The following is a 13,387-nucleotide window of genomic DNA, read 5'->3' on the forward strand; positions in this document are numbered from 1 at the left end:
TAATTTTCATGCGCAAAGTTCTTCGTTCAATCCAAATATGGCTAGTAGTCATAAAACTTGTATTTTTTCTTTGGTGGGATGCTCGAAGATGGTCTTATATCGGCGGGCATACTCAGATCAAGCAAGAATTTAGGCAATCTCTGAGAGCGCGATGGTTAACTAGAAAACTTCTTCAGCTGGGGTCAGCATTTATAAAGTTAGGTCAATTGTTATCTGCAAGACCTGATGTATTACCTACAGGCTGGATAAAAGAATTATCGGATTTACAAGATAAGGTACCTCAATTCCCTTTTGAGATAGCAGAAGAAATCCTTCAAAAAGAACTTTTAGAAAAATTTGAAGAAATTAAAACACTTAATAAAACTCCTTTAGGAGCAGCATCAATAGCGCAAGTCCATTTAGCTGAATTATCAAATGGACAAAAGGTTGTATTCAAAATTCAACGTCCAGGGTTAGAAGATTTATTCATACTTGATCTTGAAGTGATGCAACAAGTAGCTGGATTGCTACAAAAAAACAAATCATGGAGCTATGGAAGAGATTGGATAGGAATTGCGAAAGAATGTAAGAGAGTTTTGATAAGAGAATTAGATTTTGGAATTGAAGCTCAATACGCAGCAAGATTTAGACAACAATTTTTAGATAATCCAAAAGTATGTATCCCAGCAGTGGTTTGGAATCTAAGTACAAGTAAGATTTTATGTCTTGAGTATATAGAAGGTATAAAAATCAATGATCGCAAGTCTCTAGAGAAAAAAGGAATTGATCCCTCTTCAATAATTGATATTGGAGCACAAAGCTATCTGAAACAACTTATTGAATTTGGTTTTTTTCATGCAGACCCACATCCAGGAAATCTTGCTATTGGGAGTGATGGATCTCTTATTTACTATGACTTTGGAATGATGGGTTTAATATCTGAGCGACTAAGAGAACGAATAGGTTCTATGGTACGAGCGGCAGCCTTACAAGATGCAAAAGGACTAGTTCAAGAATTACAAATTGCAGGAGTAATTGCATCTGACATAGATACTGGACCTGTAAGACGTTTTGTAAGATTAATGCTCAAAGAAGCTCTTACGCCACCTTTTAATCCAAATATATTCGAAAAACTTTCTGGTGATCTATATAATTTGGTTTATGAAAAGCCATTCAAGCTCCCAGTTGAATTAATATTTGTTTTCAGAGCACTTTCCACTTTTGAAGGAGTTGGAAGAAGCCTTGATCCAAATTTTAATCTAATTTCAATCGCTAAGCCATATCTCCTCCCTCTTATGACATCAAACAATTCAAATCCCAATGACCTAATTAATGAAATTGGACGTCAGGTTGGAGAAATTAGTAGCAGAGCTGTTGGTATTCCAAGAAGGTTAGATGAAAGTTTAGAAAGGCTAGAGCAAGGCGACCTTCAACTTCAAATAAGAATGGGAGAATCAGATAGACAATTAAGGAGGATGATCAGTGCTCAACAATCATTAGGGCAATCAATCTTATTAGGATGTCTTGGGATTACTGCAGCACTTTTAAGCTCTAATAACAAGCCAATATTTTCAGCTTTTCCATTATTTTTTGCCTTTCCTATATTATTAAATTGGATGAAATTACAATTGAAAATGAATCGTGATAGTCGAATTGATAGATTGCAAGGTAAATCTAGATAAGGAGTATAATTACTTCAATATATTTATGAATTATTTACCTCTTGGACCAAGGCCAATAGAACCGGCGTAAACAGATTGCTTACCTAATTCATCTTCAATTCTTAGTAATTGATTATATTTTGCAACTCTTTCACTACGACTAAGAGAGCCTGTTTTTATTTGTCCGGACCTTGTACCTACACATAAGTCGGCAATAGTTGTGTCTTCTGTTTCACCACTCCTATGGCTAATAACACTTGTATAACCTGATCTAGTCGCAAGGTCTATAGAATCTAGAGTTTCTGTCAAAGAGCCAATTTGATTAACCTTTATCAAGATAGAGTTTGCGACTTGCATATCAATGCCTTTTCTTAATCGAGTTGAATTAGTAACGAATAAATCATCTCCAACTAATTGAACTTTATTTCCTAGTTTATTAGTTAATGCTTCCCACCCTTTCCAGTCATCTTCTGCAAGCCCATCTTCAATGGAAACTATCGGATAATTTTCAACCAATTTCGATAATTCCTCAACCATTTGATTGCTTGAATATTGATTTCCCCCATAGGTATATAAATTTTCCTTGAAGAACTCTGTACTTGCAACATCAAGGGCCAGAGATATTTGTTCACCAGGTTTGAAACCCGCCTTTTCAATTGATTCCAAAAGCAAATCACCGGCAACCTGATTACTTGGCAGATCAGGAGCAAAGCCACCTTCATCTCCAACCGCAGTAGATAGCCCTTGAGCAGTTAAAAGAGCCTTAAGCACATGAAATACCTCGGTTCCCATTTTCAAAGCTTCTCGAAAGCTATTTGCTCCATGTGGAACAAGCATAAATTCCTGAAAGTCAAGATTATTTGCAGCATGTGCCCCACCATTAATAACATTCATCAGTGGAACCGGTAAAAGAGTGGACATAGGTCCACCCAAGTACCTGTAAAGGGGTAAACCTAATGCTTCTGCTGCAGCATGTGCATTAGCCATGCTTACTGCAAGAATTGCATTAGCCCCAAGATTGGATTTATTTTCTGTTCCATCTAAATCACACATAATTGAGTCAATATTTACCTGCTCCAAAGCAGAGAGTCCGCAAAGCGAAGGAGCAATTCGATCTTCAATATTTTTTATGGCTTTCATTACTCCTTTCCCCATATACCTTTCCCCACCATCTCTTAATTCATGAGCTTCATAAGCTCCAGTACTCGCTCCACTAGGCACTATTGCCCTTCCAACTGCACCTCCATCAAGCATAACTTCCGCTTCAACAGTCGGATTACCTCTGGAATCGAGAACCTCCCTGGCCACAATTGCGTCAATGAGTAGATCTAGTGAATCGTTCAATTTCTTTAATCAACTTTTGAAGATCCTATGTTTTTGAGGTTGCATTGTCTCTGTGATGTTTAGCACTCCTGGTATTTCAAAATCACTATTTTGCACATTTAGAAGGAGAATGAAGAATAATTCTTGATCGAGAAAATTTACTGAACATGAGCATAAGCCTCACTCAAGAACCAGATCGATTTAGTGACGAAGCTTGGAACCTATTGCTGGAAGGGGAAGAAGCTGCCAAAAGGTGGAGGCATGAGAACCTTGACGTAGAACACTTGCTACAAGTTCTTTTTACAAATGAGGACTACAAAAAATTTATTGAAGTTTTACCTTTAAACCATTTTGATTTACTTGAAAATTTAGAAGACTTTCTTGCTGAGCTACCAATTTCAAAAAGCCAAAACCTTTTTATTGGAGAAGATCTTGAAGATTTACTTGAAAACGCAAATAATTTTCGAAAAAGCTGGGGTTCTAGATTAATTGAGATTTCTCATATCCTCAATGCTCTTGGAAGAGATGCAAGAATTGGTGAACTTTTGTTAGAAGAAGCAGGCCTTCCCAGAGAAAAACTGGAAGCAGAATTACGGAATTTGCCAGTCCCTTCTTCATTCAACAAACAAGTAAAAAAGGAACCTAATAATAATGTCCGTTCTATTAGAGAAACTAAAAATGAATCAAATAAAACTCTTATAAAAAATAATAATATCTCTTCCTCCAGCACAAAAAACAATCCTCAAGCCAATAGCTTAGTTAATACAAATATAGAAAAGGAACAACAACAAAACTCAATAGAAGCTTTTGGGAAAGATCTAACAGAGGCAGCAAAATCCGGAAAACTAGATCCTGTTATTGGAAGAAGCGAAGAAATACGCAGAGTTATAAAAGTTTTATCACGAAGAGGAAAGAATAATCCTGTATTAATTGGTGAGCCAGGAGTTGGTAAAACTGCAATAGCTGAATTATTAGCACAAAGAATAATCTCTAATGAAGTTCCAGAATCTTTAAAAGGTTTAAAACTCATTTCTCTTGATATTGGAGCATTAATTGCAGGAACAAAATTTCGAGGACAATTTGAAGAGAGACTAAGATCTGTGCTGTCAGAAGTTAGCAATTCAGATACTGGAGTAATCTTGTTTATTGATGAATTGCATAATATTTTAAATAACGATCGTTCAATTGCAGATGCAGGAAGTTTAATGAAACCTGTATTAGCTAGTGGTGAGTTGAGATGTATTGGAGCCACTACTCCTGAAAACTATAGAAGGACAATAGAAAAAGACCAAGCACTAAATAGAAGATTTCAACAAGTTCTTATAAAAGAACCTGGTCTTGAATTAAGTCTAGACATTCTTCGAGGAGTTAAAGAAAACTATGAAATTCATCATGGAATTAAAATCTCTGATGAAGCTTTAATAGCAGCTAATCGTCTTGCTAATAGATATATAAGTGATCGTTGTTTACCAGATAAAGCAATTGATCTAATAGATGAAGCAGCAGCACAATTAAAAATAGAAACCACTTCTAAACCACAAATTATTGAAGACTTAGAGGCTAAGATAAGTCGATTAGATATTTTTATTATTGAAAATGAAAAAAAAGAATTATTCGAAGAAATGAAGCGTTTGGAAACAGAGAGAAAAAATCAACTAATTAAATTAAAAGAATTAAAAGAAATGTGGAAGAAAGAGCATATATTAATTGAAGAACTGGAAGTATTGAATCAAGAAGAAAGTCAGCTAGAAAATTCAATTACCCAAGAAGAAGAGTTTGGCAACCTTGAAGAAGCCGCAAGGCTCAAGTATGAGGATCTAAATAGGGTTTCTAAGCGTAAATACGAAATCCAAGAGTATATTCATTCAGACAAAAGATCCGATATTACATTCATTCGAGATCAAGTAGAACCAGAAGATATAGCAGATGTTGTTGCCAGGTGGACAGGTATACCTGTCAACAAAGTCCTTGCAGGAGAGAGACAAAAGTTATTAGATTTAGAGTCTGAATTAGGCTCTAAAGTAATTGGACAATCCAAAGCGGTTGAGGCCGTAGCTGCAGCGATAAGAAGGGCAAGGGCGGGCATGAAAGACCCGCATAGGCCAGTTGGTTCATTTATGTTCTTAGGACCAACTGGGGTAGGGAAAACAGAGCTAGCGAAAGCATTAGCTACATCTTTATTTGATGAAGAAGAAGCATTAGTAAGACTGGATATGAGTGAATTTATGGAGAGGAATGCTGTAGCACGACTTTTAGGAGCTCCACCTGGATACGTTGGATATGAAGAAGGGGGACAGCTAACTGAAGCCGTAAGGAAAAGACCCTATGCAGTGCTCTTATTAGATGAAATAGAAAAAGCTCACCAGGATGTCTTTAATATCTTGTTGCAAGTACTTGATGATGGTCGACTAACAGACTCCCAAGGAAGAACTGTTGATTTTCGTCATACGATAATTGTTATGACAAGTAATCTTGCAAGCAAAGATATCCTGGAAAGTTCACAAAATAATAAGGGGAATGAAGGCAATCTTGATAATCATTATGACAATCTGAATTCAAAGATTGATAATGCTTTGAGAAAACAATTCCGTCCTGAGTTTATAAATAGAATAGACGAAGTTATTAGGTTTAATTCACTAAATAGTCAAGATCTAAAACAAATTGTTCGACTTTTACTAGTTGATCTTAGAAAACTCTTAGAAGAACAAGACTTAGAACTTCTTATTGATGAAAAATCAATAGAACTTTTAGCATCTGACGGATATGAACCGGAATATGGAGCAAGACCTTTAAGAAGGGCCTTAAGACGAAAGATTGAGAATCCTCTTGCGACAGAATTATTAGAAGAAAATTTCTTAAACGCAAAAGCCATTCAAATAGAGCCTCCAGGAGAAGGCTCTGAGTTCTTTAAATTTATTGCGATAAACTAACAAATCAACTATCAATTAATGTAAGCGCTTGCAGGCTTTTAAATCTGCTCAATTTTTCAATATGATCTTTTCTTTCAAGTGACAGGATCTACCTCTCCGCAGAACGAAGAGCCTTCCAACATTCAAAAGGAAGACTTACCTCCTCCTAAGCAAGGATTTATTGCTTCAACAATAGAAGAGCTAAAATTAGTTGTATGGCCAACTCGTCAGCAACTTTTCAGCGAATCAATAGCTGTAATTTTAATGGTTACAGTTTCAGCAGCCACAATTGCTGCAATCAGCAGATTTTATGGGTGGGCAGCCTCCCAAATCTTTCTCTGAATTCGATACCTGAACTCAACAACTTTTCAACTTTTATATCCAGTGACAGAGCTTGATACAACTTCCAATACACCAGAGGTATTGGACCTAAGTTCACCCGTTGACGGTGAAGATCTTTCCTCAAAAGCCAATCAATCGGCTCAAACTTCAATAGCAAGATGGTATGCCATACAAGTAGCGTCAAGCTGTGAAAACAAAGTGAAAGCCACTCTCGAACAGAGAGCTATAACTCTTGGCGTCAGTACAAAAATTCTAGAAATTGAGATTCCCCAAACACCTGGGGTGAAATTAAAAAAAGATGGAAGCCGTCAAACTATTGAAGAAAAAGTCTTTCCTGGTTATGTCTTAGTTCGAATGGTGCTTGATGAAGACACAATGATGGCAGTTAGAAGTACACCTAATGTGATTAATTTTGTTGGAGCAGAAGATAGAAGGGCTACCGGTAAAGCTAGAGGTCACATAAAGCCAAGACCATTAAGCCGGCAAGAGGTAAATAGAATATTTAAACGAGCAGCTGAAAAGAAAACAGTTGTAAAACTGGACTTGGCAGAAGGAGACCAAATTATTGTGACCTCTGGGCCTTTTAAAGATTTTCAAGGCGAAGTTATTGAAGTATCAGGTGAGCGCAGCAAGTTAAAAGCTTTATTATCAATTTTTGGTAGAGAGACACCAGTAGAACTTGAATTCTCTCAAATCAGCAAACAAAACTGAATTATCTAGGTCACAGCCTTTAGTGGGCGGCCTAGGGGTTAGGTTTGCTAATAATCCAACTAAACTGCCTAATTAATTAGTCAGTCAATCCATAGTTATTCAATTTTCCTGAAGATGGCCAAGAAAGTAGTAACAGTGATCAAGCTTGCCTTACAAGCAGGCAAAGCAAACCCTGCACCTCCTGTAGGCCCTGCACTGGGGCAACACGGTGTAAATATTATGGCGTTTTGTAAGGAATACAATGCGCGCACCCAAGACAAGGCTGGTTTTGTCATTCCTGTAGAAATTTCAGTCTTTGAGGATAGAAGTTTCACTTTTATTACTAAAACCCCTCCAGCATCAGTTCTTATAACCAAAGCCGCAGGAATCAGTAAAGGTTCTGGAGAATCTTCTAAAGGTGACGTTGGTTCAATCAGCCGATCTCAACTAGAAGAAATCGCGAAAACAAAATTACCTGATCTAAATTGCAGTAACATTGAATCAGCGATGAAAGTTATTGAAGGAACTGCTCGTAATATGGGCGTTACCATCAACGATTAAAGTCCTAAATCTAATCTGAAATCCATTGGGGGAGACTTCTTTGTCGACTGTACCCCACAAAAATCATGAAAAACCCTCCTAAAAGAATGGCCCTCCTCAATGCCAAAGTTGAGGATCGAGCTTATCAACCAATTGATGCGATTAATCTTGTAAAAGAAAACGCAAATGCAAAGTTCGATGAAACAATCGAAGCTCATATGAGATTAGGTATTGATCCAAAATATACGGACCAGCAATTACGAACTACAGTTGTACTGCCAGCAGGGAGTGGGCAAAAGGTAAGAATTGCTGTGATTACAAGAGGGGAAAAGGTTGCGGAAGCAAAATCTGCTGGAGCAGATCTAGCTGGAGAAGAAGAGCTTGTGGAATCTATAAATAAGGGTGAAATGAACTTTGATCTACTCATTTCAACTCCAGACATGATGCCAAAAGTAGCAAAACTAGGACGAGTACTTGGTCCTAGAGGACTTATGCCAAATCCAAAGGCAGGTACTGTCACAACTGATCTAGCTAATGCAATAAAAGAGTTTAAAGCAGGTAAATTAGAATTCAGAGCTGATCGAGCAGGCATAGTTCATGTTCGATTTGGAAAAGCAAGTTTTAAAGCAGATGCGCTTCTGGAAAATCTGAAAACCCTTCAGGAAAGTATTGATAGAAATAAGCCCAGTGGCGCTAAGGGTAAGTATTGGAAAAGTCTATTTATAACTTCCACAATGGGACCTTCAGTTCAAGTAGATATCACAGCTCTACAAGACATCACACAAGAATAGTTAACTCATTGTTTTATAATAATGTTATGGCGTAAGCCATGGGCATGCGCCCAGCCAAAGACCGTAGGTAATAAATTCAATTCAATGTGAAAACATCGAACTGAGTTTTATAAATCCTACCGAGGTATACGCAAAGATTTTCTCTAATTCGATTGAATCGACAGCGGTCTCGTCTCTATTAATTGAGAAGCTATGGTCGCTTGTCCAAACTCTTCCCCTGATTCGATCCAATTATTATGGGCCGCACACTGGAGAGCAAAAAAGAGATCGTAGAAGAACTAAAAGTTCTTCTTGACGATGCAGAAATGGCACTAGTGCTTGACTACAAAGGATTATCTATCAAAGAGATCTCTGATCTGCGGACACGTCTGCATGAAACCAGTGGTATCTGCAAGGTGACGAAAAACACCTTGATGCGAAAAGCAATTGATGGAAAATCCGCATGGTCTCATCTTGATTCACTTTTAACTGGAACAAATGCATTTGTTCTAATTAAAGGTGACATAGGAGGAGCAGTGAAGGCTGTTCAGAACTTTCAAAAAGAAACCCAGAAGTCTCAAACTAAAGGAGGACTTTTTGAAGGTAAGCTTCTTTCTCTTGATGAAATAAAAGCAATCGCAAGTCTTCCTTCTAAGGAAGTTCTTATGGCCCAAATTGCAGGTGCATTAAATGGTGTTACAACCAAAATTGCAGTTGGTATCAACGAAGTGCCTTCAGGTCTTGCACGGTCTCTAAATCAGCATTCCGACAATGGTCAAAGCTGATCTTATTTCTCTCGACTTATCTTTTTTCTCATTAGCTGCTGAATTAAAACTATGTCTACCAAAACAGACGAGATTCTTGAATCTCTGAAATCCCTTTCTCTCCTTGAAGCTTCTGAGCTTGTAAAGCAAATAGAAGAAGCCTTTGGTGTATCTGCGGCAGCCTCTGCTGGGGTTGTCATGGCGGCACCTGGAGCAGGTGGCGGCGGTGAATCCGCAGAAGCTGCTGAAGAGAAGACAGAGTTTGATGTCATTCTTGAAAGCTTCGATGCCTCCGCGAAAATCAAAGTACTAAAGGAAGTAAGAAATGCTACCGGTCTTGGCCTTGGAGATGCAAAAACATTAGTGGAAGCTGCTCCAAAAACAATCAAAGAAGGGATGCCTAAAGCTGATGCGGAAGCCTTACAAAAGGCAATAGAAGCAGTCGGTGGAAAAGTAACCTTGAAATAAAAATCAGTACAAACTGTTTCACTCTTACAATTTTAAAAGCCGGTCTAGATAAAGACCGGCTATTTTTTTAAAATTATGGATAATAAGAAAGTAGCTATACTCGCTGCAACTGATGGTGCATGTAGTGGCAACCCTGGACCAGGTGGATGGGGTGCACTAATTCGTTTTGAGGATGGCAGTGTTGAAGAATTTGGAGGTTTCGAATCAAAAACAACAAATAATAGAATGGAACTATTTGCTGCTCTTCAAGTATTAAATAGACTAAACAAACTCAATCGACAAGCAAATCTATCTATCAAAACTGACAGCAAGTATCTTATTGATGGATTAAATATATGGATTAAAGGATGGAAAAAGAAAGGGTGGAAAACAGCTTCTGGCAAACCAGTATTAAACCAAGATCTATGGAAGGCATTAGATATGGCACGAATTGAAGGCGTGGCACTAACTTATGTCAAAGGTCATAGTGGAGATATAGATAATGAAAGAGTTGATGAAATTGCAGTAAGCTTCTCGAAAAAAATTGCAATCAACCTTAAGGGCATGAAATAAGTTAGAGATGAATCAATCATTCACAAAAAACGTCATCTATACCCAAGAGCTTTACAAAAAATTCATTGGTCCAATACTTGCGAAAGACGAAGGTTTTGATGCCGAACAATTATCTGACATTGCTTTAATGGCTCTAAGTAAAGCCTCAATGTATCGTCAATGGCCAGGAATTTCGTTAGTAATAAGTCAGCTCAAACGTGATTTGCAAATTCATAATGTGAAATTAGAGCAACAACTCTTTGGTTGTCATTTTAATAATCCTGTTGGTCTTGCTGCAGGATTTGATAAAAATGGAATCGCCGCTGGAATATGGGATTCATTTGGTTTTGGGTTTGCAGAAATAGGCACAGTTACTTGGCATCCACAACCAGGAAACCAGAAACCTCGTTTATTTCGCTTGGCACAAGAAAAAGGTGCCCTTAACCGAATGGGGTTTAATAATAAAGGTGCAAAAAAAATGGGCCTTACAATAGAGAAACAAGGTCTTAAAAAAAGTAATTTGAGACCTACTGTTCTGGGCATAAATTTAGGAAAATCTAAAGTCACTAGTCTCGAAAAAGCACCAGAAGATTACGCTGCTTCATTAGAAGTCCTTGCATCACTCGCTGATTATGTTGTAATCAATATAAGTTCTCCTAATACACCAGGGTTAAGAAAACTTCAGGATTCCAATAAACTAATTCGATTAATCAAGAAATTAAAAACGATACCACTCTGCCCACCTTTACTCGTAAAAATAGCTCCTGATCTAAATAATTCAGAGATTGATTGTTTAGCAAAATTAGCAAGTGAAGAAGGTTTAGCAGGGATTGTTGCTGTTAACACAAGTCTCAATAGGCTGGGACTAGAAAAAAGACTAATCTCTCAAACAGGTATTGAACTTGGGAAGGAGTCCGGTGGACTCAGTGGTGATCCTTTACAAGGTAGAGCCATAGAAGTTCTACGTCGTCTACGTTACAACTCAGTAGACTTAAAATTAATAGGTGTTGGAGGCATCAGTACTCCTAAGTCTGCATGGGAAAGAATTGCAGCAGGCGCATCACTAATACAACTTTATACAGGTTGGATTTTTGAAGGGCCTATTTTGGTCCCAATGATTCTAGAGGGACTATTAACTCAGATTGATAGGCATGGGTTCAAGAATATCTCAGATGCCATAGGTACAGAAGCACCTTGGATATAAAACATCATTCTCAAATAAGCAATTCGAATAGTTTTCTTCATGGAGGAAATCTAGAGCAAGAAGCAAAACAACTCGGCATTGAACCTCACAAGCTTTTAGATGCAAGTGCTTCAATGGTTCCATTTTCAGCTCCAAAGGAACTACTGAATCACCTAATCGATGATATACATAACGAGAGATTTAAAACCTATCCAGATAGATCGCATTCTTCTTTAAAAAAACAAATTGCAAATTGGCATTGTATTGAGCCAGAAATGGTTCTACCTGGAAATGGCGCAGCAGAACTAATTACTTGGTGTGGTCGGGATGCCTCAATCAATGGCTCAAGCGGACTCCCTGCACCATGTTTCTCAGATTATGAACGAGCAATTAAATGCTGGGAAGGCCGTTTTACTTATAAACCGCTTAAAATGAGTTGGGATACATCTCAGCCCAACTCATTCCCACTCAAGTTCGAAACAAATGTTGTATGGATAACAAATCCTCATAACCCTACTGGACAGTTATGGGATATTAAATCTCTAATTCCGTTATTAGAAAAACATCAACTTGTTATTTGTGATGAAGCATTTCTTCCTTTAGTAGGCAAAGGAGAAAAACATTCTCTAATTCCATTGATTTATGATTACAAAAACCTAATTGTTATTCGCAGCCTAACAAAATTATTTGCTATTCCAGGACTACGACTAGGGTATGTAATTAGCACACCAGAAAGATTAAAAGAATGGCAAGAATGGAGAGATCCTTGGCCAATTAATAGTTTTGCAATTAGTGCAGGGGAAGTATTAATGAAGAATCAAATATTGACAACAAAATGGATGACTAAAGTTCAAGAATGGATAAGCAAGGAAGGTCCATGGTTGTTTTCTAAATTAGGAAGTCTTCCTGGAATAACTTCGTATCCCTCATCAGTGAACTTTCAATTAATTAAGGGTGATAAATGCCTTAATTATTTAAGAAAAAGTCTTGCATACAAAGGTATTCTAGTAAGAGATTGTCAATCCTTTAAGAATCTAAGCTCTAGTTGGCTTAGAATTAGTTTACAGAAAAAGACTGAAAATAAAAAAATCTATTACTCTATTAGAGAGATTTTGAAACAGAGTTAACAACTATTTGAACTAATTTCTTAGATGAATTACTTGCAGAAAAACTCCTCATTTCTTGTCTCATATTAGCTAAATAATTGTTACACTCTTGATCATTATTTCTCAGTTTGTTGCCCAATAATCTTAAGACAGATTTTAATAATACTCTTTGTGAATTAGAGTGTTCATGAATAAGCAAAGCACCTCCAAACTCAGCAATACAAGAAGCATTGAAATCCTGATGATCGTCAGAAGAATATGGAAAAGGTACTAAGATTGCTGGTGTTCCGCAAATGGCAAGCTCACTAATTGTTCCAGCTCCTGCTCTACTAATTACCAACTCAGCATGCTGAAATAAACTAGCGATTTCTTTAGAAAATGACCTCGCGACGTAATTAGGATTAGAAGTTCGAAATTGATCGCTTTTAATCTCTCCTGTTACATGAACAATACGACAATTTTCATTCAATAAATGTTTGATTGTAAGTTTTACCATTCGATTTAGACCAACTGCTCCCTGGCTTCCTCCCAAAATGACTATTAATGGACCTAATCCAAATGGAGCCCAAGCAGGAAATTGCTGTGGAACATAAAAATCTTTTCTAACTGGGGTCCCTGTAAAAATCGTCTTACATCCTTTTAAATATTTGTCGGCTGTAGGAAATCCAAGCGCAATCAAATTGGCAAAACGACCCATGAAACGAGTTACTTTCCCTGGGAAAGCATTGGATTCGTGAAGAATTACTTTTATTCCACAAAGCCTAGCTGCCACAATTGTTGGAGCTGCTATATAACCACCTGTAGTAAAAATAACGTCAATTTTTCGATCTTTGATCAACGTAACAGTCGACTTAATCGCAATAATTAACCTTACAGAATTGACAATTTTATTAAGAAAACTTCCTTGTAATCCTCCAGCTCTAATGGTTTTTAAATGATATTTTCTAGGAACTAAATCAATATCTAATCGATCAGTAACACCAAGCCAATAAATTTCCCAACCAATAGGTAAAGATTCTGCAATAGCCAATGCGGGGAAAATGTGCCCGCCAGTTCCACTAGCGGCAATTAAAAGATTCTTCATGAAAAACAAACACCTCCGTATAAACTTAATTTATAAA

12 protein-coding genes and 1 pseudogene are annotated in these 13,387 nt (G+C 37.3%); 11 read left to right on the top strand and 2 right to left on the bottom strand.

Annotated features, from left to right (window positions below):
* Nucleotides 1-8 precede the first annotated feature (8 nt).
* Nucleotides 9-1,661: an AarF/ABC1/UbiB kinase family protein gene (locus SOI85_RS05170; protein ID WP_320663362.1), complete on the top strand. Its 1,653-nt coding sequence runs from the start codon at nucleotides 9-11 to the stop codon at nucleotides 1,659-1,661.
* Between the two features lie 30 nt (nucleotides 1,662-1,691).
* Here SOI85_RS05170 and eno read toward each other — a convergent pair whose 3' ends face one another.
* Complete coding sequence (gene eno / locus SOI85_RS05175; protein ID WP_320663363.1) at nucleotides 1,692-2,984, bottom strand: phosphopyruvate hydratase; 1,293 nt, start codon at nucleotides 2,982-2,984, stop codon at nucleotides 1,692-1,694.
* 146 nt (nucleotides 2,985-3,130) lie between these two features.
* Here eno and SOI85_RS05180 point away from each other — a divergent pair, with 146 nt between their 5' ends.
* The 10 genes and pseudogenes from SOI85_RS05180 (at nucleotide 3,131) to SOI85_RS05225 (ending at nucleotide 12,287) form a co-directional block, all read left to right on the top strand.
* Nucleotides 3,131-5,893, top strand: coding sequence for an ATP-dependent Clp protease ATP-binding subunit (locus SOI85_RS05180; protein WP_320663364.1), 2,763 nt, complete (start codon nucleotides 3,131-3,133; stop codon nucleotides 5,891-5,893).
* A gap of 78 nt (nucleotides 5,894-5,971) precedes the next feature.
* Nucleotides 5,972-6,214 carry a preprotein translocase subunit SecE gene (gene secE, locus SOI85_RS05185; RefSeq protein ID WP_414477773.1) on the top strand — a complete coding sequence of 81 codons (243 nt, stop codon included), beginning with the start codon at nucleotides 5,972-5,974 and terminating at the stop codon, nucleotides 6,212-6,214.
* 42 nt (nucleotides 6,215-6,256) lie between these two features.
* Entirely contained in the window at nucleotides 6,257-6,925 is a 669-nt protein-coding gene (nusG, locus tag SOI85_RS05190; RefSeq protein ID WP_320663365.1) for a transcription termination/antitermination protein NusG, read from the top strand.
* A gap of 114 nt (nucleotides 6,926-7,039) precedes the next feature.
* The gene (gene rplK / locus SOI85_RS05195; RefSeq protein ID WP_320663366.1) at nucleotides 7,040-7,465 is read left to right on the top strand and encodes a 50S ribosomal protein L11; all 426 of its coding nucleotides are present in this window, start codon (nucleotides 7,040-7,042) and stop codon (nucleotides 7,463-7,465) included.
* 65 nt (nucleotides 7,466-7,530) lie between these two features.
* A complete protein-coding gene (rplA, locus tag SOI85_RS05200; protein ID WP_320663367.1) occupies nucleotides 7,531-8,235 on the top strand; it encodes a 50S ribosomal protein L1 in 705 nt (234 codons plus the stop codon).
* A 236-nt stretch (nucleotides 8,236-8,471) separates the two neighbouring features.
* The gene (gene rplJ, locus SOI85_RS05205; RefSeq protein ID WP_320663368.1) at nucleotides 8,472-8,999 is read left to right on the top strand and encodes a 50S ribosomal protein L10; all 528 of its coding nucleotides are present in this window, start codon (nucleotides 8,472-8,474) and stop codon (nucleotides 8,997-8,999) included.
* 51 nt (nucleotides 9,000-9,050) lie between these two features.
* Nucleotides 9,051-9,446: a 50S ribosomal protein L7/L12 gene (gene rplL / locus SOI85_RS05210; protein WP_320663369.1), complete on the top strand. Its 396-nt coding sequence runs from the start codon at nucleotides 9,051-9,053 to the stop codon at nucleotides 9,444-9,446.
* Nucleotides 9,447-9,521: 75 nt separating this feature from the next.
* Nucleotides 9,522-9,965, top strand: a pseudogene (rnhA, locus tag SOI85_RS05215) (ribonuclease HI); the annotation flags it as partial.
* Between the two features lie 40 nt (nucleotides 9,966-10,005).
* Entirely contained in the window at nucleotides 10,006-11,181 is a 1,176-nt protein-coding gene (locus SOI85_RS05220; protein WP_320663370.1) for a quinone-dependent dihydroorotate dehydrogenase, read from the top strand.
* Complete coding sequence (locus SOI85_RS05225; protein ID WP_320663371.1) at nucleotides 11,172-12,287, top strand: pyridoxal phosphate-dependent aminotransferase; 1,116 nt, start codon at nucleotides 11,172-11,174, stop codon at nucleotides 12,285-12,287. Before SOI85_RS05220 ends, SOI85_RS05225 begins: the two co-directional genes overlap by 10 nt.
* Here the strand turns inward: SOI85_RS05225 and murG are convergent.
* Nucleotides 12,262-13,350: an undecaprenyldiphospho-muramoylpentapeptide beta-N-acetylglucosaminyltransferase gene (gene murG / locus SOI85_RS05230; RefSeq protein WP_320663372.1), complete on the bottom strand. Its 1,089-nt coding sequence runs from the start codon at nucleotides 13,348-13,350 to the stop codon at nucleotides 12,262-12,264. The two genes, SOI85_RS05225 and murG, sit on opposite strands and share 26 nt — an antisense overlap.
* Between the last annotated feature and the right edge of the window lie 37 nt (nucleotides 13,351-13,387).

The organism is Prochlorococcus sp. MIT 1223 (assembly GCF_034092465.1).
Taxonomy (GTDB): domain Bacteria; phylum Cyanobacteriota; class Cyanobacteriia; order PCC-6307; family Cyanobiaceae; genus AG-402-N21.

Excerpts from the sequence above, each read along its gene's own strand:
- SOI85_RS05170 (WP_320663362.1), top strand. The coding sequence starts at position 9 with ATGCGCAAAGTTCTTCGTTCAATCCAAATATGGCTAGTAGTCATAAAA.
- SOI85_RS05180 (WP_320663364.1), top strand. The coding sequence starts at position 3,131 with ATGAGCATAAGCCTCACTCAAGAACCAGATCGATTTAGTGACGAAGCT.
- rplK (WP_320663366.1), top strand. The coding sequence starts at position 7,040 with ATGGCCAAGAAAGTAGTAACAGTGATCAAGCTTGCCTTACAAGCAGGC.
- rplA (WP_320663367.1), top strand. The coding sequence starts at position 7,531 with ATGAAAAACCCTCCTAAAAGAATGGCCCTCCTCAATGCCAAAGTTGAG.
- rplJ (WP_320663368.1), top strand. The coding sequence starts at position 8,472 with ATGGGCCGCACACTGGAGAGCAAAAAAGAGATCGTAGAAGAACTAAAA.
- rplL (WP_320663369.1), top strand. The coding sequence starts at position 9,051 with ATGTCTACCAAAACAGACGAGATTCTTGAATCTCTGAAATCCCTTTCT.
- SOI85_RS05220 (WP_320663370.1), top strand. The coding sequence starts at position 10,006 with ATGAATCAATCATTCACAAAAAACGTCATCTATACCCAAGAGCTTTAC.
- murG (WP_320663372.1), bottom strand. The coding sequence starts at position 13,350 with ATGAAGAATCTTTTAATTGCCGCTAGTGGAACTGGCGGGCACATTTTC.